Genomic DNA, 19,914 nt, shown 5'->3' with positions numbered 1-19,914 from the left:
CGGGGCCGGATCGATGCGCACGAGCGGAATTGTGTGCTTACCGAAGTTAGGCATCCGTGCCTCGATAGCGGTATCGTGTCGGCAACGTCCGCCTCCACCGAATTTCCCGCTCATGCCGACCCGCTTCAACGCCGCCTTCACCGCGCTGCTCGCCGCCGCCCTGTTCGGCGCGACCACTCCGCTCGCCAAGGCGCTGCTCGGCTCGCTATCGCCGTTTCTGCTCGCCGGACTGTTCTACCTCGGCAGCGGCATCGGCCTTGCCGTCGTGATCCTGGCGCGCCGGCTGAACGGCCGCGCGCACGGGCAGCCAGCCAGTCACAACCGTTTCCCGTTGCGCGAGGTGCCGTGGCTCGCCGGCGCAATCGTGGCCGGCGGCGTCCTGGGGCCTGCGCTGCTGATGCTCGGTCTGAAGACGACGCCGGCCGCCATCGGTTCGCTGCTGCTGAATCTCGAAGGCGTATTCACCGCGCTGATCGCATGGATCGTGTTTCGCGAAAACGTCGATATTCAGGTGTTTCTGGGCATGGCCGCGATCGTCGCGGGCGGCGTAGCGTTGTCGTGGGCACCAGGACAACCGGGCGCGACTGGCCTTGCGGCCGGCACGCTGCTGCTGGTCGGCGCCTGCGCATGCTGGGCCGTCGACAACAATCTCACCCGTAAGGTGTCGACTCACGACGCCATGTTCATTGCCTGCATAAAAGGACTCGTGGCCGGTTCGGTCAACGTGGCGCTCGCGCTCATCCTCGGCGCCGCCTGGCCGAAGGCCGCGACCGTCGCGCTCGCCATGCTGACGGGTTTCGCGGGCTACGGCGTGAGTCTCGTGCTGTTCGTCGTCGCGCTGCGCAACCTCGGCACCGCGCGAACCGGCGCCTATTTCTCGGTTGCGCCGCTATTTGGCGTGACCTTGTCGTGGTTGCTGTGGCCGGAAATGCCGCCGCTGCTGTTCTGGGTGGCCGCTGCCCTGATGACACTCGGTGTCTGGCTGCACATCCGCGAACGTCACGAGCATCCGCACACGCATGCGCCGCTTGACCACACGCATCGTCACCGGCACGACGCGCATCACCAGCACGAGCACGATTTCGCATGGGACGGCGACGAGCCGCACACCCATCCCCACTCTCATGCGCCGATTACGCATGCGCACGCGCATTTCCCGGATATTCATCACCGGCATACGCATTGATTTCCTGCGGCATCGCGTGTAAGGGCAGTTTGCCGCAGTGCAAGACAAAAATCTCTGTGGAACGGTTCACGTGATAGATCGATTCAATTGGCATCGCGGCCAATCGCATCCTGTAATGAAACTCCTGTCGTGCGTGCCTGTTCCTTGCAGTTCCCCTACCCACCCCGCTGTCCCCGGAGAGACCCATGTCCCAACCCGAGCCTAATATCGACGAAGTGGTGAGAAGCATCGCAGAGGAAACCGACACGCCCGCGGAAACGGTTTCGAAGATGTATGCAGACACACTCGCCGACTATCGGCACGAAGCGCGTGTGTTCGACTACGTGCCGCTGTTCGCCGCGAAGAAAGTACGCGACAAGCTGCGTCATCCGTCGAACCACCAACATTGATACGGCGGCGCGCGGAGACCACCGCCTTGCCTGACAGCACGATGAATCGACCCCGCTGACTCGCGTGGCGATTCGCTAGAACACATACTGATTTATTTTTCCCACTGCTAGACTCTGACCCGGATACACCGACTCGGGGGAAGATGGCATGCGGGTAACAATCGTAGGCGCCGGCATTGCCGGCTTGAGCACCGCATGGTCGCTCACCAGGCTCGGGCATGACATCACGCTGATCGAGCAGGGCTCGATTCCGAATCCCCTCGCCGCTTCGGGCGACCGGCATCGAATGATCCGTCGTGCTTATGGTGATGCCGACGGTTACGCACGCACCATCGCCGAGGCATTCGATAGTTGGGACCTGCTGTGGAATGACCTGGGTGTATCCCACTATGCGAACTGCGGCGTACTGGGCATTTCGCAGCACGCAGGCGACGGCGCCGAACGCTTCCGCGCCGGCCTCGACCGGATGAAATTCGACTATGAACGGTTCGACCCGCGCGAAGCGGCCGAGCGTTATCCGTTTCTCGACCCCGCCACGTTTCGCTACGCCTATCTCGACCAGGATGGCGGCGCGCTGTTTAGCGAACGCATTGCACGCGACATGAAAGCATGGCTCAAAATGCGTGGCGCCGAGATTCGCACGCATACCAAGGTACTCGCCGTCGATGCGCGCGCGGCCTCCGTGCGGCTCGACGACGACACGCTTATCGCCGCCGACCGGCTCGTGGTCGCCGCCGGCGCGTGGACGCTGCAACTGTTCCCCGCGCTCGCCGAAAATCTGATGACTTATCGCAACGCGGTCGCGTATATGGAGCCGCCTGCGGATCTGGAAGACGCCTGGTCGAATGCGCCCGCTATCGTCGATATCGGCGGCGATAGCGACGGTTATGTGTTGCCGCCGATTGAAGGCGTCGGTCTGAAGTTCGGCGCCGGCGTGCACAAATCCAGTGCACCGGATCCTGACGCCAATCGTGTCGCGGCGCCTGGAGAAGGCGATCGTCTGCGCCGGTTGTTTTCACCGCCGTTCAGCCGCATCGACGAATATACGGTGTCCGAAGTCAAAACCTGCGCCTACACGTTCACAGCGGACAAACGCTTTTTTTCGAAACGCATCGGCAACACGCTGGTGGTGTCGGCATGCTCGGGCCACGGCTATAAATTCGGCGCGGCCGTCGGAAACCGGATCGCGCAAGCACTGGAAAGCGATGACGACGCCATGCTCGCGCGTTGGCTCAGGGCGGAAACGGTCTAGCCGGCTTTCTTCACAACAATAAGACGCTCGCGGTCCAGCCCACGCACCACGGCGGCAAGCCGTGCCACCAACGCGTCTGCTTCAAGCGGTTTGATCCCCGCGTAGCCGAGCATAAAACCGTTGTAGCGCGCGGCGTCTTTAGACGGTGCCTGACAAAAAGCGCTTAACGGCGCGATACGCAAACCGTGCTCGCGCGTCGCCGCGCTCACGTCCTGGTCGCGCAGCGGCACATCCAGCCGCACCGTCAGATGCATGCCGCCGCCGTCGGACGAAACCGTCACCAGGTCGCCCATATGCCGCTCGATCGCGCTCACCAATGCGGTGCGGCGCTGCTGATAGAGACGCCGCATGCGCCGCAGATGCCGCGCATATTTCCCACTGTCGATGAAATCCGCCAAGGCGATCTGTTCCGCCACGCGCCCTTGTCGGGCGATCTCGCTGAGTGCCTCGTCAATGTCGGCGACGAGATGCGCCGGCACGACCATGAAGCCCATGCGCAGCGCCGGGAACATCGTCTTGCTGAAAGTGCCGAGGTAAATCACCGGCGTGTCGGCCGCGAGGCCCTGGATCGACGGCAACGGCGGACCGCTGTGGCGCAGCTCGCTGTCGTAGTCGTCCTCGATGATCCACGCGCCGCGCGCTACCGCGTTCTCGATGATCGACCAGCGCCGTTCCAGACTCAGCACACTGCCGAGCGGATATTGGTGCGAGGGCGTGATGTACATCAGGCGTGGCGGCGTCTGTTCCCAGTGATCGGGCGTCGGCGCCATGCCGGCGGCATCGACGGGAATCGGCACCAGGTGCAAACCAGCGGCCTGAAACGCAGCCTTCGCGCCGTGGTAGCCGGGGTCCTCGACCCAGACGCTGTCGCCGGGATCGGCCAGCATGCAGGCGCATAGATCGAGACTCGCCTGCGTGCCTGAAGTGACGAACACTTGCTCCGCGGAACACCGCACCCCGCGCGACACGCGAACGTATTCCGCTATCGAGCGGCGCAGTGCGGGGTGCCCGGCATTATTGCCGTAGCCGAGTTCGCCCGGCTCGACCGAGCGCCATGCGCGCTCCATTGAGGCACGCCATTGTGCAAGCGGGAATTCGTCGAGTGCGGGCACGCCGGGACGAAACGGCGTGGGGTCGTCGGGACTCGCGCGTTCACGCGGCAAATCGGCGACGCGGCGCGACAGGCGGTTTTCGGGCGTCTGCACGCTGCCGCCTGCTGTGGCGAGTGACGTGCCCGAGCCGCTCACCATACTGACAATGGAGCCATGCCGGCTCGCCGTGATGAAGCCCTCGTCGGTGAGCCGTTCGTATGCGTAGAGCACCGAGTTGCGCGCAATGCCCAACTGTTCGGCAAGCGCTCGCGTAGCGAGAAGACGGCTGCCGTGGCGGATATCGCCATCGAGAATCGCGCGGCGCAAACTCTCGTAGAGCAGGTCCTGCTGCGTGAGCTTGCGACCACCCATTGCGCGCTCGACGTTCGACATCAACAGGCCGTAGTCCAATTCGTGGCTCCAAATTCTGGTCGCATTGTGGAACTAACAATGGTGCCACAAATTTCTTATGCTGACGGTTCCAGAGTCGCCACCCATGAATATCGCAAGAGGGGCCGCTACCATGAACACGCATGCACGCCGCGCTGTGACCGTCCGCCTGGGCTACAGCGTCGCGGTGAAGTGGTGCGTGGCGCTCGCTTGCATGGCTTATGCCTATGACGCGCTCGACCCCGCTGCAACCGCGCGGGCAAGACTGGATGGCTGCGTAAAAGAAAGTCTCGGGCAACGCGGTAATGCGGCAGACGCAGCCGTCGCAACAGCCGCCAGCAAAGAAGATCGTGAGCAGGCGTTCAGCGCCGCCGTCTACGCTTGCTCGACTCAGCCCTAGCAATGGCGGTCACTCGCCCGCGACCCTAACCCAACAAGGAGCCACACCCATGTCCGATTCGATTCAAATCCGCCCCGTCACGCCAGCCGACTTCGACGCCTGGCTGCCGCTGTGGGACGCCTACAACGCGTTCTACGGCCGCTCGGGCGAAACGGCATTGCCGCGCGAGATCACGCAGGTTACGTGGGGACGTTTCTTCGACAGCTACGAACCGATGCATGCGTTTGTCGCCGAACGCAACGGCCAGTTGCTCGGCCTCGTGCACTTCCTGTATCACCGTCACACCACCATGGTGGCGCCGACCTGCTATCTGCAAGATATCTACACGCTGGAGTCGGAGCGCGGCAAAGGCGTCGGCCGTGCGCTGATCGAAGCGGTATATGCGCGGGCCAAGGCCGACGGTTTGCAGCGGGTCTACTGGCAGACGCATGAGACGAATCACACGGCGATGAAGCTGTACGACAAGGTCGCGGAGCACTCCGGCTTCGTGGTGTACCGCAAGGCGCTGTAACGTCGAGCCACGCGCCCGCCCGGCAGGCGTTCGACCTCCCTCCTCGCGCCGCCAGCCACGGGCGGCGCGCCGCATTCGCATGCCTGGCCGTCTTCCCGGCCGCCATGTGAATCGCATCTCTTGCACCGATTCGGTTCGCAGCCGCTCCCCGCGCCGCTCAAGTTTGCATGCGGCCTGCCGTTATCGCCATTGGACGGAGCGCCATCTGGCTCCCACGCGACCTTGGGCGATCTCCTCACGGAGGGCCGCAAAACGAATCGGAAACTGTACATGCCTTCGATCATCGGCATCGATCTTGGAACCACACATAGTCTTGCCGCGGTCTGGCACGACAACAAGGCTGTCCTCATCCCGAATGCATTGGGCGACGTGCTGACGCCGTCGTGTGTCTCTATCGACGACGACGGCTCGATCCTCGTCGGCCGCCCCGCTCACGATCGCTTGCATACGCACCCCGAACGCACCGCCGCGAACTTCAAACGCTACATGGGCACGAATCGCAACGTGTCGCTCGGCGCACAGACACTGCGTCCGGAGGAGCTGTCTTCGCTTGTGCTCAAATCGTTGAAAGCCGATGCCGAGGCGTTTCTCGGCGACGCGGTACGCGACGCCGTAATCGCCGTGCCCGCCTATTTCAGCGACGCGCAACGCAAAGCCACGCGCATCGCCGGCGAACTGGCCGGCCTCAACGTGCTGCGCCTCGTCAACGAACCCACCGCGGCGTCGCTCGCATACGGCGTGCATCAGCGCGACAGCGAACGCAAGTTCCTGATCTTCGATCTGGGCGGCGGCACCTTCGACGTCTCCGTGCTCGACTTCTTCGACGGTGTCATGGAAGTGCGCGCCAGCACCGGCGACAATTTTCTGGGCGGCGAAGATTTCACCGAGGCGCTTGTCGAGTTGTTTTGCCAGCGCAATAACCTTCGCGTCAAATCGCTCACGCCGGTTGCCGCGCAACGTCTGCATCAGCAAGCCGAACGTGCGAAACGTCTGCTCACGCAAAGCGGCGCTGGGAGCGTCACGCTCAAACTCACGGTCGGCGATGAAGAGCACGCACTCGAACTCGACGCGGCTGCCGCGGAACAGACCTGCGAGCACCTGCTGCAACGGTTGCGCAAACCGGTCGAGCGTGCGTTGCGCGATTCGAAGATCGCCGTCGATGCACTCGACGAAATCATCCTCATCGGCGGCGCCTCGCGTATGCCGATGGTGCGCAAGCTGGTCTCGAAGATGTTCGGCCGTTTGCCCGCCGCCAATCTGAACCCGGACGAAGTCGTGGCGCTCGGCGCCGCCGTGCAGGCCGGGCTCGTCACGCGGGACGCAGGGCTCGAGGAAATGGTGCTGACCGACGTCGCACCGTATAGCCTCGGCATCGATACCGCAATGCAGGTGGGCGCCAATCAATACGTGCCGGGACACTTTCTGCCGATCATCGAGCGCAACACGATCGTGCCGGTGAGCCGCATGCAGCGCATTTTCACGGTGAGCGATCGTCAGCAGATGCTGAGCATCAAGGTGTTTCAGGGCGAAGCGCGTTTGACCGTCGACAACGTGCCGCTCGGCGAATTCACGCTCGACGTGCCTGTCAAACCGGCCGGTCAGGCAGGCGCGGATGTCCGGTTTACCTACGACATCAACGGCGTCCTGGAAGTGGAAGCCACGGCCTTTCCCGGCGGTGTGAAACGTGCGATGGTGATCGAAGAAAATCCCGGCGTGCTGACGCCGGAAGAAATTAGCGCACGCCTCGCCGCATTGAGCGCTTTGAAGATTCATCCGCGCGATCAGTTGGAGAATCGCACGCTGCTCACGCGTGCCGACCGCGTTTATGAGGAAACACTGGGCGAGCATCGGCAGTATCTGGCCGCACATATCGCGCGCTTCCAGTCGCTGCTCGAACGGCAGAACGCCGACGAAATCGCGCATGTGCGCAGCGAACTGAGCGCGCTGCTGGATCGCTTCGATGTGCATGTGACGTACTGATCGGCTATGGATACGACTTCTGCTTATCACTGGCCGTGGGACGTGCTCGGCATTGCGGCGAACGCCGACGAACGCACCGTGCGCCGCGCCTATGCGCGTCTTTTGAAACAGCAACGCCCGGATGAAGACGCCGAGGCGTTTCAGCGGCTGCGGTATGCGTATGAGTCTGCTTTGCAGATGGCGAGCCAGGGCGCGACGGAGAAGATAGGTGAGGCGTCGGTGCCAACGCCTGGATCGACGCCTGGCCCGGTAGCGGCGCCGGTTTCGCGTACGACACCCGCCGCGCAAAAGACGCCGCAACCATCCGGCTTCATTGAGGCGCAGCCTGAAGCGCAGCCTCGCGAACCCAACGCCTTCGAAAACGCCGTTCAACTCTGGCAAGACTTCGCCGCACAACGCGATCAGCTCCAATCGCGCCGTGCCCTGCAGGATCTGTTCGCCGCCATCGTCAACATCCAGACGCGCGACGAACTCGAATGGCAGGCGCTGGTTCATTGCCTGAACGAGGATGCGCCGGCCACGCTGCGCATGAACTTGAGCGCGGTCCTCGGATGGCGGGACAACGCCGCCCATCTGCGAAGGCGCAACGCTGCCATCGCGACCCTCGCGCTAGACCGCGTGTTCGCCGACGAAGACTACAACTCGCTGCGACTGCGCTTCACGAATGCAATGGCACTGCTCGAAGGGCCTCAACCGCTGTTGGCGGCCGGTGCACACGCCCTGCTTCGTGCAGGCGTGCGGACCGAGATGGAACAGCTGCTGACTGCGCTTGGCCGCTATCATCCGAATGTCGTTCGCCTGCGGCTCGACAGCGAGAAGCTCGAATTCTGGACTCGTTGCCTGACGTTCCGGATTGGCGTGGGCCGGTTGTTCGGTCCGGCGCTCGCGCTGAGCGCCTGGTGTGGTTTGCTGTTCGCGAATGCGTCGATGAACCTGAATAGCGATCGATGGTTCGATCAATGGACGCCCGTTCAATGGGCCGTGCTGCTGGCCACCTTGATGGTGACATTGGTCACCAACGCGGCGACGACCGTCCTGCTATCCGAATCGCAGCAACAGCGACTGCGGGCGCTGCGCTCGATGGGCTGGCTGCGTTATGGCTGGATTCCGGTGTGGCTTGGCGCGACTGCCGCCTCGTTGTGCGACGACGGCAGCGGGCGCTCGACCTCGATCGCAATGGGAACACTCGGCCTCTGCACGATATGGGCCGCGTTGATCTACGGATGGCCGCGCATCAAGCCGCTTGTGATACTGGCCGCAGTCGGTGCGATTGGATTTGGCTTCACCGGTCATTGGTTCGCCACCGATCCTCGAGCGTGGTCAATGCCATTCGCGCACGGGGTGCTGTTCGCTTTCTTTTTCTCTTTCGCGCAACAGGAGTGCCGCGGCTGGCTTGCACGCCGTCCGCGCCTCGCGTGGTTCGGGGCGGCGATGTGGTTGACGGGCTTCGTCGCATTGATCGTTCTGCTATTGCAACGGGACGAACGTTCGACGCAATTCGCGTGGGCGCTCTTCACGGTCATGGCCGCGACGGGTGGCGTGCTGGCGACGACGCGTTGGAACGATCTGCGTCGGGCCGTACCGGGGTTTTTCCGCGGCTATGTTCACCTCGTCTGGTTCGCGCTGGCACTTTCCAAGCCGGCCATTATCGCTTGTGTGAGTGCGGGGTTGATGAGTGTCTGGATTATTGAGGAGCTGAAGCTGCGGCGCTTACCGCGGCGAACGGCGCCTTAAAGGTCGCCTCTAATGAGGCCGTCAAAAAACAAAGGGCGCACCACCCAGTGCGCCCTTCGTCTCCCTGCTATCGCGGTACTTCTACATCAACCGCCCACCAAACTCATCACACGCTAAAAGAACCTCAAGCCTCAAGCTGTTCCAGCACCTTCCCCTTGGTTTCGATTCCCAGAAAGTGCACCGCGATTGCCGCAATGAACGGCACAGCCGCGAGAATATAAAACGCCACTTGCAGATTGCCGCCGATCATCGTCTTCGACACGATTGCCGGTGCGAAAATCGCCGCCACCTTCAGCCACGCGCCGCCCACACCGCAGCCCATTGCACGGATGCTGGTCGGATAGAGCTCTGGCGTGTACACATAAGCCGTGATGAAGCCGCAAGCGAGGAAGCCGAGCGAAAACGCGCAGCACGTCGCCACCACATACACTGACGAATTGTGGAACACGCCTGCCAGCAGCAATGACAGCGCGCACGCCACAAACGACAAATTGATGATCGGCTTACGCCCCACCTTGTCGACCAGCAACGCACAGGTCAACGAACCCACCACGCCCAGCACCGAAGCCGCCACCGCCAGATTCAACGCCAGTTGCAGCGGCGCGTGATAAACCGTGCGATAGATCGTCGGCAACCAGGTCGACAGGCCATACTGGATGAAGCCGCAGGTGATCCACAGCATCGCCACCGCCATCGTGCGCTTCAGATACGCCGGACCGAACAGATCGCTCATACGGCGCTTCGGATGGCGATTAGCCATTGCTTCGAACTCAGCCGAATTCGCGGGCACAGGCAGCGGACCTTTCACCGCGCGTTCGAAAGCGTGCACGGCAACATCGGCGTCGGCCATCCGTTCGCGTTCGGCCAACCAACGCGGCGACTCCGGCACCAGCTTGCGCAGCACGAAGAACAGAATCAACGGCATGCCGCCGATAAAGTACATCGCCTGCCAGCCGAAGCGCGGCACGATCCACGCACCCAATGCGTTCGAAGCGAGCAGACCAACCGGAAACACGATCTCATACAACAGCACGAAACGGCCACGCCCATGTGCGCGACTAATCTCGTTGATATAGGTCGCGGCCACCGGCAATTCGCCGCCGAGCCCCAAGCCCTGAATCACGCGCAACACGACAAACGCGGCGAAGGTCGGCGCAAAACCGCACGCAATGCTCGTAATGCCGATGATCCCCGAGCTCAACGCAATCGCCTTCACCCGCCCCTTGCGCTCCGCATACCACGGGAACACGAACGCGCCGATCAACTGCCCGACCGAACCGGAGCCGATCAGAAAGCCGATTTCCCACGGCGTCAGATGCCATTTCGCGATCAGGATCGGCAGCGTGGCCGCGATCGCGATTACGTCGAAACCGTCGAAGAACGTCGCGAGACCGATCAGTATGCGCGCGCGCACCTGCATCGCATTCTTCGGCAAACGCTCGAGACGCGCGATGATCGAGCCCCGGGTCACGGGGCCTGAGACACCGGCGCTGCTGCGGTCCCCCATGGTGTTGTCGATGGTTCTCATGCCGTGGTGCCGTCCATAGGTGGGGTTAGGCAAGCGCCGTTGAGGCGTCGGTCAGGGTGGCAAGGTCGATCGTCCGGCCCTGGTTCATCCATTTGCGCGAGAGCTTCAGCTCGCGTGGCGTGTTGATGGCGATCACGCCGCGAATCGCGCCGTCTTCCAGATGGAAAAGCGTGGCGCGTTTGCCCGGCAAATCACCGCGCACCGCGAGTTGCGCATCGCCCGGAATGTCGCCGAGAATTTGCAGATTGATGTCGTATTGATCGGACCAGAACCACGGAATATCCGCGTAGGGTTCGAAGGTGCCGAGCAAGGCTTTCGCCACCGAGATCGCCTGGTTCTGCGCGTTGGCCCACGATTCGAGCCGCACGCGGCGCTTCAACCACGCGCTCGGATGATTCGCAACGTCGCCGCAAGCGAAGATGCGCGGGTCGTCGGTCGCGCCGAAATGATCGACGACGATGCCGTCTTCCACCTTGATACCCGCGGCTTCAGCCAATGCCGTGTGCGGCGCGAGGCCGATACCGGCGACGGCGAAGTCGGCGTCCAGAGTGGAACCGTCGGCAAACGTTGCGCGGATAACGTTGGCGTCGTTCGGATGATCCGCGATCGACACGAGCGATGCGTTCAAACGCACGTCCACGCCATTCGCGCGATGCAGTTGCAGCAGGAAATCCGACACCATCGGCGGCAACGAGCGAGCGCACAGACGCGGCGCGCCTTCCACTATCGCCGCTCCAACGCCGAGTTTACGGGCGGTGGCCGCGACTTCGAGACCGATCCAGCCGCCGCCGACTACCAGCACGCGCTTGCTTGCGCGCAGCCGTTCGCCGAGCGCAATGGCTTCGTCGAGCGTACGCAGATAGGTGATGTGCGAGGTCTTCACCAACGCATCCGGCAAGCGGCGCGCGGCACCACCCGTGGCGATCACGAGACGGTCGTATTGCACTTCACGGCCCGACTGCGTGCGCACGATACGCTGTTCACGATCAATCGACGTCGCGCAGTCCGGCTGCCATGCCTCCACGTTCAACGCGTCGAAATCGTCGGGTTTAACAAGCCGCACGGTTTCGATATCTGCCTCACCGGCGAGCACGGCCTTCGACAACGGCGGACGCTCGTACGGCAGATGAATCTCATCGGCGATCATCACGAGGCGGCCGTCGAAGCCCTCTTTGCGCAATGTCTTCACGACCCAACCCGCTGCCTGCCCCCCACCGATCACGACAATCGTGCGCGGCGCTTCGAGTCCGGCATGCGCGGCTTGCGCCTTTTCAGCAGCAGCGTCAGTCATTTTTCCGCTCCGTCATGAACTTGCCTTCCGGCGCCTTCGCGTTTTTCTGGCGACGTGTATTGCCGTCGATGCCACCGTCGATCGCCCATTCGGCGAAGACGGTCGGACCCGGCTCGAAGTCGCGTGGCTGCCATTCGGGCGTGAGTTGATCTTCGTCGGCGTAGTACTCGATCAGGCCGCCAGCCGGATTCTGGAAGTACCAGAAGTACGCCGACGACACCGGATGACGTCCCGGACCGAGTTGCGTATCCCAACCGCAACGGCTGATATGCATGCCGCCGCCGAACACTTCGTGGATATCGCGCACGGTGAACGCCACGTGATTGAGACCACGCTTACCGCCCGGCAAGGCCAGCAGGAAAATATCGTGGTGGCCACCGTGCGGCGCGCAGCGCATGAACGCACCGCGGCCCGGATAACGGTCCGACATTTCGAAGCCGAGCAGTTCCTGGTAGAACTTTTCCTGTTCCGCGAGTTGATTCGTGAAGAACACGACGTGACCCACTTCAACCGGTTCAGCACGCTCGTAAATCGGCGACGGTTGATCGACGCGCAGCGTTTGGCCCCACACGTTCGAGGGCGACCCGTGGATATCCAAAGCACGCTTGCGCGTTACTTCAACGCGAATCGCCATGCCGTTCGGATCGATGCAGCCCACAGCGTCTTCCGTTTCGAAGTGGCCCGGCTGACCCGCAAAGCGGCCGCGCAGTTCGTCGAGTTCCGCTTTCGTGGCTACGCCCCACGTCACTTCACGCAGGGTCGGACCTTCTTCGAAAGCGGGCGGCAGCGACGGGTCGTTTGCGTCGACCACAAGAATCGTGCAACCGTTCAGCGTTTCGAAGCGTGCGTGTGTTTCGTCGTGCGCGACTTCCTTCAGGCCCCAATCCGCGAAAAACCGCCGACAGGTGGCAAGATCCGTCACGCCGTAAATAATCTGTTCAATGCCGAGAATCGTCATCACGTGCCTCTTGCGTATTTCGCGTATTAGTTCGCCCACGCCAGCGGCGCGTCGTTCAAGCCCCAGTAGAGGCTCTTCTGCTGCATGTATTCGCGGATGCCGAGACGGCCTTTCTCGCGTCCCATGCCGCTCTCTTTCCAGCCGCTGAACGGCGTCGAGATCGAGAACAGCTTGTAGGTGTTGATCCACACGGTGCCGGCTTCGAGCGCGCGGGCGATCCTGTAGGCGCGTTTGTAGTCGCGCGTCCAGATGCCGGCGGCAAGGCCGAACACACTGTTGTTGGCTTCTTTCAGGAGCGATGCTTCGTCGTCGAACGGCATTGCGACCAGCACCGGGCCGAAGATTTCTTCCTGGCAGATGCGGGCGTCGTTCGTAAGACCTTCGAGTATCGTCGGTTGAAAGTAGGTGCCTTGTTCGCGGCCGTCGCCCACCGGACGTTCGCCGCCGCACAGCAGGCGGCCGCCTTCCTCCAGACCCAATGCAACGTAACGTTCGACCGTTTCGCGATGTGCCGCGGTAATCAGTGGACCCATCTGCGTTTCGGCACGCGACGGATCGCCGACGCGCAACTTGCGTGCGCCTTCCGCGAGACGCTTCATGAACGCGTCGTAAATCGAGCGCTGCACGAACAGCCGCGAGCCCGCGATACACGCTTCGCCCGACGAACTGAAAATGCCGTACAGCACGCCGTTCACGGCGTGATCGAGATCGGCGTCGTCGAATACGATGGTCGGCGATTTACCGCCGAGTTCCAGTGACACCGGCATCAGCTTGTCCGCAGCGATGCGCGCGATGCCGCGGCCCACTTCGGTGCCGCCCGTGAACGAGACTTTCTTCACCAGCGGATGGCGCACCAGCACGTCTCCGATTACCGAACCTTTGCCGGGCACCACACTTAAGACTCCCTTCGGCACACCGGCTTCTTCGCAGATGCGCGCCAGCGCCAAAGAGACCAAAGGCGTCACTTCCGCGGGCTTCAACACCACTGCATTGCCACCAGCCAGCGCCGGAGCCAGCTTCTGCGCGTCAGAAGCAATCGGCGAATTCCACGGCGTAATCGCCGCGATCACACCGATCGGCTCGTAAATGCTCATCGTCAGATAATCACCGCGCGAGGGCGTGACTTCTTCGTCGAGTGTTTCCAGGCAGGCCGCGAAATAGCGGAAGGTGTTGGCGGCGCTCGCCACCAGTACGCGCGTTTCGCCAATCGGCTTGCCGTTGTCGCGGCGCTGCAATTGCGCAAGCGCTTCGTGACGCGCCATGATCAGATCGGCGATGCGGTACAGAATCAGCGCGCGCTGATGCGGCTTCAAGCCCGACCAATCCGCGCGGCGCCATGCGATATCCGCGGCTTCTACCGCGTCGCGGGCGTCGTCGGCATTGGCCGTCGAGATTTCCATGTTGACCGACTGATCCGCCGGATACAGGCTTTTGTACGGGTTGCCACGCCCTTGCCGCCATTCGCCGCCGATGAAAATGTCGCCGTTGGGCACGAGGCTGGTATCGAAGTGAGTCATGTCGGTCGTTCCAGATTGCTTCAGCTAATCAGCTAATGGCTTAAATCACGCAGCGTGCCGCGCGATTGCGCAACGCACGGATCGCGCTGAACGCGGTCAATGCAGACGTCTTGGGGTTATCCGGCAGCGGTTTGCCGCACATTTCCAGCGACATCTCGCCGAATGCGCCGCGTGCCACGATTCGATGCACGTTGCGCGACACGTTCGGGTCGGCGATCAGGCGTACCGTGGTGTGGTCCAGGCCGAGGCCGGCCAGCGCGATCGTCGCGGCGACGTTGGCGTTCTTCGGATACAACCGCGCTGCTTCACGCGCGCTGCCTTCGAAGATCACGCGCTCTTCGGTCAGCGCGTGCAGATCGCACATCTGTTCCGCGGGCGTGCCGAGCCAGCCGGTGGGCGGCTTGCGGCCCGTATACAGCACTTCGTCAAGGCCGCCGAGCTTCGCTGCAGCCAACGCATCCACGCCGCCGATCGCGCCCGAGAGCAGCGTCAACGTCGCGTCGCCTTCATCGGCGGCAGCGGACAGCGCGTCGAGCAGCATCATGTCGGAGAGCGCGCCGATCGACGCGACCGCGCAATCCGTGCCGGCTTTCAGCAACGGCACCACGTGATCGACCAGGGCGCTGTGCCCCGCGCATTCCAGCGCGAAATGCGGCTGGCTGCTCAACGCGGACACGGAGGCCACCACGTCGACCGACGCACCCACCACGTCACGCACCGACGCCATATGACGTTCCGGCACGATCACGTGCGACACGCGTACGGTCGGATCCGACTCGACCGAGCGATACACCGCCTGGCCGATCGCGCCGAAGCCGATCATCGCGACGTCGACGGGTGCGTGATGCCCCGCGTAGCCGGTCTCACGCATGTTCCGGCTCCTTTTCCTTGACCGGCGGGCCCGCGAACGCGGTAGCGAACGAGCCGACCGACAGCATGTCCACTTCGACCAGCACCGGACCGGTCTTCGCCATGCCTTCACGGATGATCTCCTCGGCCTGGTCGAGCGATTTGATGCGGTAGTGCGTGAGCTTCAGGCTCTCGCAGAACTGCGCGAAATCCGGCTGGTGCAGATCGACGTAGCAGCGGCGGCCGCCGTATTGCGCGTCCTGAATGTTGCGGATCACGCCGTAGCACTGATCGTTCATCAAAACGATCATGACATTGGCGTTTTCCTGCACGGCCGTTGCGAGTTCGCCGACGTTCACCATCAGGCCGCCATCGCCGACCAGGCACACGGTCTTCGCGGCATTGCCCGCGAGTGCCGCGCCGATCCCCATCTGCATGCCCTGGCCGATGCCGCCGCCGAGTGCATGAACGCCCGCGCGCGGCGAGAAGATCTTCAGCATGCGGTTACCCCACGTGCTGTTCGAAATCGTGACGTCGCGCACCCAGTTGTAGTCGCGGCCCACTGCCTGCTGCAGGGCGTCGACGAGGCGCTTGTACGGGCCGAGACCCTTGCCCACATCGGCGACGGCGCTTTCGCGTGCGGCGGCCAGGTCCTGAGCGAATGTCGGATCGACCTTCAGGCGCCCTTCGAGCAGCGTCGCGAGTTCTTCGAGTACGGCCGATGCATCGCCGTGAATGAACATGTCGTTGCGATAACCGCGGTTGTCGGCAAGCGCGTCAGCGTCGACGCGATACAGCGGCTGGGGCAACGCCAGCTTGTACTTCAGCGTTTCATTGCCACGCAGACGCGAACCGACCACCACCAACGCATCGCACGTCTTGTAGAAGCTTTCGACAGCGGCATGCACGTTGAACGCACCGAGCGTCGCGGGATGATCTTCCGGCAGCACGCCACGGCCCTGCACGCTGGTCACCACACCGAAGCCCAACGCCACGAGACGTTCAACCGCGGCACGTGCATGACGCGTGCCGCCGCCGAGCCACAACAGCGGACGCTTCGCATTCGCCAGTTGATCCGCGAGTTGCACGACACGCTGGCTGCAATGCGTAAGCGTGGTGACATGAGGCGCGGCCAGATCGGCGGGCCATTCGACTTCGGCAGCTTGAATGTCGATCGGAATTTCAACGCTGACCGGGCCGCTCGGCGCGGTTTGCGCGACACGTACGGCTTCGCGGATCGTCGGCAACGCGGTTTCGACCGAACGCACGCGGAACGCGGCCTTCGAGATCGACGACAGCATCGACAGTTGATCCGGCGCTTCGTGGATATACGCGAGGTCCTTGTCGAGATACTCAGTTTCGATCTGACCGGTGACGTGCAGCAACGCGGTGCCTGCGGTCAGTGCTTCGACCATCGCGCCCGCTGCGTTGCCCGCTGCGGTGCCCGTGCTGGTGAACGCGACACCGAGGCCGCCGGAGACACGTGCCAGTCCGTCGGCCATGTTCACCGCGCCCGCTTCGCCACGTGCGCCGACGTAGCGAATCTTGCCGCGGTTGTGGATCGCGTCGAGAATCGGCATGTTGTGGATCGAGATCACGCCGAATGCGGTTTGAACGCCGCATTGCTCGAGAAAAGCGGCGATCAGTTCGCCAACGGTGGTTTTGTTAGACATGTCGTGCAACGCCTCCAGAAACATCGATGTGACTGCCCGTCGTATAGGACGACAGCGTCGTAGCCAGATAAAAGAGCGCTTGAGCGGCTTCTTCGGGTTTGCCGAAGCGGCCTAGCGGAATGTTTTTCTTGCGCGCCAGTTCGGCGGTCCAGTCTTCCCAGCTCTGGCCCGGTTGTGCTTCTTTCGCGTAACGGCGGCGCCACTGACCCGATTCGACGATGCCGATCAGAATCGAATTCACGCGGATACGTTGCGGCGCGAGTTCGACCGCGAGTGACTTAATGAGGCTCAACACGCCGGCACGTGCCGACGAAGTCGCCACCATGTGCGGCTCGGGTTGCAACGCAAGCAGCGAGTTCACGCAAACCACTGCCGGATTTGCAGCATCGCGCAGCATCGGCAGGAACGCGCGGGTCGGGCGAATCACGCTGAAGTACTTCAGGTCGAGTTCTTCGCGCCAGGCGTCGTCGGTGGTGTCGGCGAACGTCGACACGCGGCCCTGGCCGGCGTTGTTCACCAGCATGTCGGTACGGCCGAAACGCCCTTGCACCGCTTGCGCGAAGGCCGCGACTTCGCTCGCATCTAGCACGTCGCAGGTTTGCGCCAGCAGTTGCGCTTGAGGAAACTGCGCCTTCAGCGCGGTTTCCGCTTGCGCGAGACGCTCCGTGTCGCGTCCGCAGATCGCAACCGAGGCGCCTGCCCGCAGAAACAGTTCGGCGGTTGCAAGGCCGATGCCGGACGAACCGCCCGTCACCACCGCCACCTGTCCGGTCAAGTCGATTTGAATCATTTGAGCCCCAATGCCTTCATGTATTTCGCGCCTGCGTCCGGGCCACCCTTCGGCCGATAGTTGAGCCGCTGCGAGAGTTCGTCGGCCGCGCGGCGGACCTTGTCGATCAGGCCGCTGTCGAGCAGCGAAGCGTCGATCTCATGACGCGGAATCGTCGTCGTAATCACGGCGACAATGCGGCCCGTGTCGTTGCGCACCGGCGCGCTCACCACCGAAATGCCGCGTTCGAACGACGACTCGCTGATCGCGAAACCGCGCCGTGCGTCGTCGCGAATGCGCTCGTACAGATCGTCGACGGTGGCGGGCGTCTGTTTCGTGAAGCGTTCGAGTTCCGGCTCGGGATAGAGCTTCTTCAAGTCGTCGAGCGTCATGTCGCCCATCAGTACCTGGCCGTGCGTCGTCGCATAGGCAGGCAGGCGGGTGCCGACATTCACCTTCACCGAGCTGAAAATCGGCGCATGGCTTTGTGCCTTGGCAACGAATACGACATCACGTCCGTCGCGAATCACAATGTGACTCGTCAAACCCGTGTCGTCGCGCAGCGCTTCGATGATCGGCAAACCGAGGTCGGTCAATTCGAGCGAGCTCAGATATTCGAAACCGAGCCGCAGCACCGCGACACCGAGGCGATAGTTGCGGTCCTTGTCGGCGCGCTCGAGAAAGCCGAGCGATTCGAGTGTTTGCAGCAGACGGAACACCGTCGTGCGGGGAATCTTCAGGCGCTTCGATAATTCCGGTGCGCCGAGAACCGGCTCGCGCGGCGAGAACTCCGTCAGAATCTTCAGACCGCGCTCCAGACCCGGTACGCGATAGCTGATATCGCTGCTGGTGTCTGCGTCGTTGCGGTCGGCGTCCGCGTCGCGCTCGGCGCTAACCATGTCATGCGTGTCGGACGTCATTCATTGGCTCCGTTGTCTGTCGCTCGCGCGGCAGAACGTGTCGATGATCGCGGTGTACGCGGCAGGTGCTTCGATATAACCGGCATGTCCGGCGCGTGGCACAACCTGCAGTTTGGTGCCCGCGGCCAGTGCGAGCCGCTCGCAGGCTTCGGGCGTCGTAATGGTGTCTTCAGCGCCGACCGCGACGTTGACGCGGCCTGTGTAGCGCGCGAGATCGCGGGCAAGATCGGCGTTGGCCAGAAGATGCGTCGCTTGCGCGTAGCCATGTGGGATCACGCGCGACATGTTCCAGCGCACCCATTCGCGGGCTTCGTTGCTCGCATAGGCGGACAACATATTGGCGCTGCGTTTTTCGGCGAGACCCTGCGGACCCAGCTCTTTCAGCATGGCAAGACGTTGATCGCGTTTCGTTTCGCGCACTTCCGCTGCGGAAGCGCCGTAACCGCCAGCCGGCGACAACAACAGCAAGCCGGTCACGCGCTGTGGATTCGTCACAGCAAACGCACCCGCGATAATCGCGCCAAGCGAATGACCGAGCAGCACGCAGCGTTCAATACCGAGTGCGTCGAGCCACTCTTTCAATACCGTCGCGTAGTCGCTTGCAGTGGGCGAATCGGCTTCTACTGGCGTCGATGCGCCATACCCCGGCGCATCCCACGCCAGCACACGGCGCGCTTCGCTCATCGCCTCAAACTGCTGTACCCACGAAGCCGCGCCCGAACCGATACCGTGAAGCAGCACCAAAGGCAGCGCTTCACTTTCGGCGCTATCCGCGTCGCGATAGCTCACCGCGCGTTGCGATGCCAGCCAGATCTGCTGCGCCGGGAAGCGTGCAAGGCGCGCTTCGAGCGTAGCGTTCTGATCGGCGGTAGCGGACGGGACTGCGGACATGATTTCCTTCGTGGGCGTTTTTAAAGCAATGCCTGTGTTTAAAGGCTTAGCGCTTGAGCTTGGCCAACGGCGAATCCGGCGGATACGTCGGCGTAATCGGCTTGGCTGCGCCGAGCATCACGCACATCAACGCGTCTTCTTCGCCGATATTCACTTCCGTGCGATACACGCCCGGCGGCACCGAAATCAGATCGCGCTCGCCCAGCACGGCTTCCCACGTTTCGCCGTCTTTCTCGCAGATCACTTTCATCTTGCCGCGCAGCACGAAGAAAATTTCTTCGACATCCATATGGATATGGCTCGGGCCGATGTTGCCGGCCGGGATCACCATCGTCGAAAACGTGAAGCCGCCGGCAGGCACCGTATTCATGTCTTTCGCGACGCCCGTGCCGCCCGTGCCGACATAACGCATTTGCGCGCGGCGATATTTCGGGTCGTAGTCGGCCTGGAACTTCAGCGCGTCCCAGTCATAGCGACGCGTTTCCAGGCGCGCGACGCGGCTGTCCAGCCATTGTGCAAAGCTCGCGTCCGCAGGTTGTTCCCACGATTTGCGTTCGAGTTCGGCGTCCGCCATCTCTTTCTCCT

18 protein-coding genes are annotated in these 19,914 nt (G+C 62.8%); 7 read left to right on the top strand and 11 right to left on the bottom strand.

Annotated elements, in window-relative coordinates; translation table 11 throughout:
• Nucleotides 1–112: 112 nt before the first annotated feature.
• The 3 genes from ACOSV0_RS20775 (at nucleotide 113) to ACOSV0_RS20765 (ending at nucleotide 2,827) form a co-directional block, all read left to right on the top strand.
• Nucleotides 113–1,186: a DMT family transporter gene (locus tag ACOSV0_RS20775; RefSeq protein WP_434113146.1), complete on the top strand. Its 1,074-nt coding sequence runs from the start codon at nucleotides 113–115 to the stop codon at nucleotides 1,184–1,186.
• A 185-nt stretch (nucleotides 1,187–1,371) separates the two neighbouring features.
• Complete coding sequence (locus ACOSV0_RS20770; RefSeq protein WP_434113144.1) at nucleotides 1,372–1,575, top strand: DUF3562 domain-containing protein; 204 nt, start codon at nucleotides 1,372–1,374, stop codon at nucleotides 1,573–1,575.
• A 148-nt stretch (nucleotides 1,576–1,723) separates the two neighbouring features.
• Nucleotides 1,724–2,827, top strand: a complete 1,104-nt coding sequence (locus ACOSV0_RS20765; RefSeq protein ID WP_434113142.1) for an NAD(P)/FAD-dependent oxidoreductase — start codon at nucleotides 1,724–1,726, stop codon at nucleotides 2,825–2,827.
• Here ACOSV0_RS20765 and ACOSV0_RS20760 read toward each other — a convergent pair.
• Complete coding sequence (locus ACOSV0_RS20760) at nucleotides 2,824–4,329, bottom strand: PLP-dependent aminotransferase family protein (protein ID WP_434113140.1); 1,506 nt, start codon at nucleotides 4,327–4,329, stop codon at nucleotides 2,824–2,826. The genes ACOSV0_RS20765 and ACOSV0_RS20760 overlap by 4 nt on opposite strands.
• 112 nt (nucleotides 4,330–4,441) lie before the next feature.
• On the opposite strand from ACOSV0_RS20760, the gene ACOSV0_RS20755 reads away from it, so the two are divergent.
• From ACOSV0_RS20755 to ACOSV0_RS20740, 4 genes are all read left to right on the top strand, one after another.
• On the top strand, nucleotides 4,442–4,708 hold the full coding sequence (locus tag ACOSV0_RS20755) for a hypothetical protein (RefSeq protein WP_434113138.1): 267 nt from the start codon (nucleotides 4,442–4,444) through the stop codon (nucleotides 4,706–4,708).
• Nucleotides 4,709–4,757: 49 nt separating this feature from the next.
• Nucleotides 4,758–5,219: a GNAT family N-acetyltransferase gene (locus ACOSV0_RS20750; RefSeq protein ID WP_434113136.1), complete on the top strand. Its 462-nt coding sequence runs from the start codon at nucleotides 4,758–4,760 to the stop codon at nucleotides 5,217–5,219.
• A 270-nt stretch (nucleotides 5,220–5,489) separates the two neighbouring features.
• Nucleotides 5,490–7,199, top strand: a complete 1,710-nt coding sequence (locus ACOSV0_RS20745; RefSeq protein WP_434113134.1) for an Hsp70 family protein — start codon at nucleotides 5,490–5,492, stop codon at nucleotides 7,197–7,199.
• Nucleotides 7,200–7,205: 6 nt separating this feature from the next.
• Nucleotides 7,206–8,933 (top strand): J domain-containing protein, encoded by a 1,728-nt coding sequence (locus ACOSV0_RS20740; RefSeq protein ID WP_434113132.1) that lies wholly within the window; start codon nucleotides 7,206–7,208, stop codon nucleotides 8,931–8,933.
• A 124-nt stretch (nucleotides 8,934–9,057) separates the two neighbouring features.
• Here ACOSV0_RS20740 and ACOSV0_RS20735 read toward each other — a convergent pair whose 3' ends face one another.
• Genes ACOSV0_RS20735 through ACOSV0_RS20690 form a run of 10 tightly spaced genes read right to left on the bottom strand, consistent with a single transcriptional unit; the run spans nucleotide 9,058 to nucleotide 19,903 of the window.
• On the bottom strand, nucleotides 9,058–10,461 hold the full coding sequence (locus ACOSV0_RS20735; protein ID WP_434113130.1) for an MFS transporter: 1,404 nt from the start codon (nucleotides 10,459–10,461) through the stop codon (nucleotides 9,058–9,060).
• Between the two features lie 25 nt (nucleotides 10,462–10,486).
• Nucleotides 10,487–11,752 (bottom strand): NAD(P)/FAD-dependent oxidoreductase, encoded by a 1,266-nt coding sequence (locus tag ACOSV0_RS20730; RefSeq protein ID WP_434113128.1) that lies wholly within the window; start codon nucleotides 11,750–11,752, stop codon nucleotides 10,487–10,489.
• Nucleotides 11,745–12,710, bottom strand: a complete 966-nt coding sequence (locus ACOSV0_RS20725) for a VOC family protein (protein ID WP_434113127.1) — start codon at nucleotides 12,708–12,710, stop codon at nucleotides 11,745–11,747. The genes ACOSV0_RS20730 and ACOSV0_RS20725 overlap by 8 nt, the downstream gene beginning before the upstream one ends.
• 26 nt (nucleotides 12,711–12,736) lie before the next feature.
• The gene (locus ACOSV0_RS20720; protein ID WP_434113125.1) at nucleotides 12,737–14,227 is read right to left on the bottom strand and encodes an aldehyde dehydrogenase; all 1,491 of its coding nucleotides are present in this window, start codon (nucleotides 14,225–14,227) and stop codon (nucleotides 12,737–12,739) included.
• Between the two features lie 40 nt (nucleotides 14,228–14,267).
• Complete coding sequence (locus ACOSV0_RS20715) at nucleotides 14,268–15,098, bottom strand: aspartate dehydrogenase (RefSeq protein ID WP_434113123.1); 831 nt, start codon at nucleotides 15,096–15,098, stop codon at nucleotides 14,268–14,270.
• Complete coding sequence (locus ACOSV0_RS20710) at nucleotides 15,091–16,749, bottom strand: thiamine pyrophosphate-binding protein (RefSeq protein WP_434113122.1); 1,659 nt, start codon at nucleotides 16,747–16,749, stop codon at nucleotides 15,091–15,093. Before ACOSV0_RS20710 ends, ACOSV0_RS20715 begins: the two co-directional genes overlap by 8 nt.
• Nucleotides 16,742–17,539, bottom strand: coding sequence for an SDR family oxidoreductase (locus ACOSV0_RS20705; protein WP_434113120.1), 798 nt, complete (start codon nucleotides 17,537–17,539; stop codon nucleotides 16,742–16,744). The genes ACOSV0_RS20710 and ACOSV0_RS20705 overlap by 8 nt, the downstream gene beginning before the upstream one ends.
• A complete protein-coding gene (locus ACOSV0_RS20700) occupies nucleotides 17,536–18,417 on the bottom strand; it encodes an IclR family transcriptional regulator (RefSeq protein WP_434116037.1) in 882 nt (293 codons plus the stop codon). The genes ACOSV0_RS20705 and ACOSV0_RS20700 overlap by 4 nt, the downstream gene beginning before the upstream one ends.
• Before the next feature lie 21 nt (nucleotides 18,418–18,438).
• Nucleotides 18,439–19,329: an alpha/beta fold hydrolase gene (locus ACOSV0_RS20695; protein ID WP_434113118.1), complete on the bottom strand. Its 891-nt coding sequence runs from the start codon at nucleotides 19,327–19,329 to the stop codon at nucleotides 18,439–18,441.
• Between the two features lie 46 nt (nucleotides 19,330–19,375).
• Entirely contained in the window at nucleotides 19,376–19,903 is a 528-nt protein-coding gene (locus tag ACOSV0_RS20690; protein ID WP_074289220.1) for a cupin domain-containing protein, read from the bottom strand.
• Nucleotides 19,904–19,914 lie beyond the last annotated feature (11 nt).

This window comes from Paraburkholderia caffeinilytica (assembly GCF_051027425.1).
GTDB classification, from domain to species: Bacteria; Pseudomonadota; Gammaproteobacteria; order Burkholderiales; family Burkholderiaceae; genus Paraburkholderia; species Paraburkholderia caffeinilytica_A.
The sequence above is the reverse complement of the archived record's forward strand: the minus strand, read 5'-3'. Positions and strand labels throughout refer to the sequence as shown.

Excerpts from the sequence above, each read along its gene's own strand:
- ACOSV0_RS20745 (WP_434113134.1), top strand. The coding sequence starts at position 5,490 with ATGCCTTCGATCATCGGCATCGATCTTGGAACCACACATAGTCTTGCC.
- ACOSV0_RS20730 (WP_434113128.1), bottom strand. The coding sequence starts at position 11,752 with ATGACTGACGCTGCTGCTGAAAAGGCGCAAGCCGCGCATGCCGGACTC.
- ACOSV0_RS20700 (WP_434116037.1), bottom strand. The coding sequence starts at position 18,417 with ATGGTTAGCGCCGAGCGCGACGCGGACGCCGACCGCAACGACGCAGAC.
- ACOSV0_RS20740 (WP_434113132.1), top strand. The coding sequence starts at position 7,206 with ATGGATACGACTTCTGCTTATCACTGGCCGTGGGACGTGCTCGGCATT.
- ACOSV0_RS20710 (WP_434113122.1), bottom strand. The coding sequence starts at position 16,749 with ATGTCTAACAAAACCACCGTTGGCGAACTGATCGCCGCTTTTCTCGAG.
- ACOSV0_RS20690 (WP_074289220.1), bottom strand. The coding sequence starts at position 19,903 with ATGGCGGACGCCGAACTCGAACGCAAATCGTGGGAACAACCTGCGGAC.
- ACOSV0_RS20765 (WP_434113142.1), top strand. The coding sequence starts at position 1,724 with ATGCGGGTAACAATCGTAGGCGCCGGCATTGCCGGCTTGAGCACCGCA.
- ACOSV0_RS20715 (WP_434113123.1), bottom strand. The coding sequence starts at position 15,098 with ATGCGTGAGACCGGCTACGCGGGGCATCACGCACCCGTCGACGTCGCG.
- ACOSV0_RS20705 (WP_434113120.1), bottom strand. The coding sequence starts at position 17,539 with ATGATTCAAATCGACTTGACCGGACAGGTGGCGGTGGTGACGGGCGGT.
- ACOSV0_RS20750 (WP_434113136.1), top strand. The coding sequence starts at position 4,758 with ATGTCCGATTCGATTCAAATCCGCCCCGTCACGCCAGCCGACTTCGAC.
- ACOSV0_RS20735 (WP_434113130.1), bottom strand. The coding sequence starts at position 10,461 with ATGAGAACCATCGACAACACCATGGGGGACCGCAGCAGCGCCGGTGTC.
- ACOSV0_RS20770 (WP_434113144.1), top strand. The coding sequence starts at position 1,372 with ATGTCCCAACCCGAGCCTAATATCGACGAAGTGGTGAGAAGCATCGCA.
- ACOSV0_RS20755 (WP_434113138.1), top strand. The coding sequence starts at position 4,442 with ATGAACACGCATGCACGCCGCGCTGTGACCGTCCGCCTGGGCTACAGC.
- ACOSV0_RS20775 (WP_434113146.1), top strand. The coding sequence starts at position 113 with ATGCCGACCCGCTTCAACGCCGCCTTCACCGCGCTGCTCGCCGCCGCC.
- ACOSV0_RS20695 (WP_434113118.1), bottom strand. The coding sequence starts at position 19,329 with ATGTCCGCAGTCCCGTCCGCTACCGCCGATCAGAACGCTACGCTCGAA.
- ACOSV0_RS20725 (WP_434113127.1), bottom strand. The coding sequence starts at position 12,710 with ATGACGATTCTCGGCATTGAACAGATTATTTACGGCGTGACGGATCTT.
- ACOSV0_RS20720 (WP_434113125.1), bottom strand. The coding sequence starts at position 14,227 with ATGACTCACTTCGATACCAGCCTCGTGCCCAACGGCGACATTTTCATC.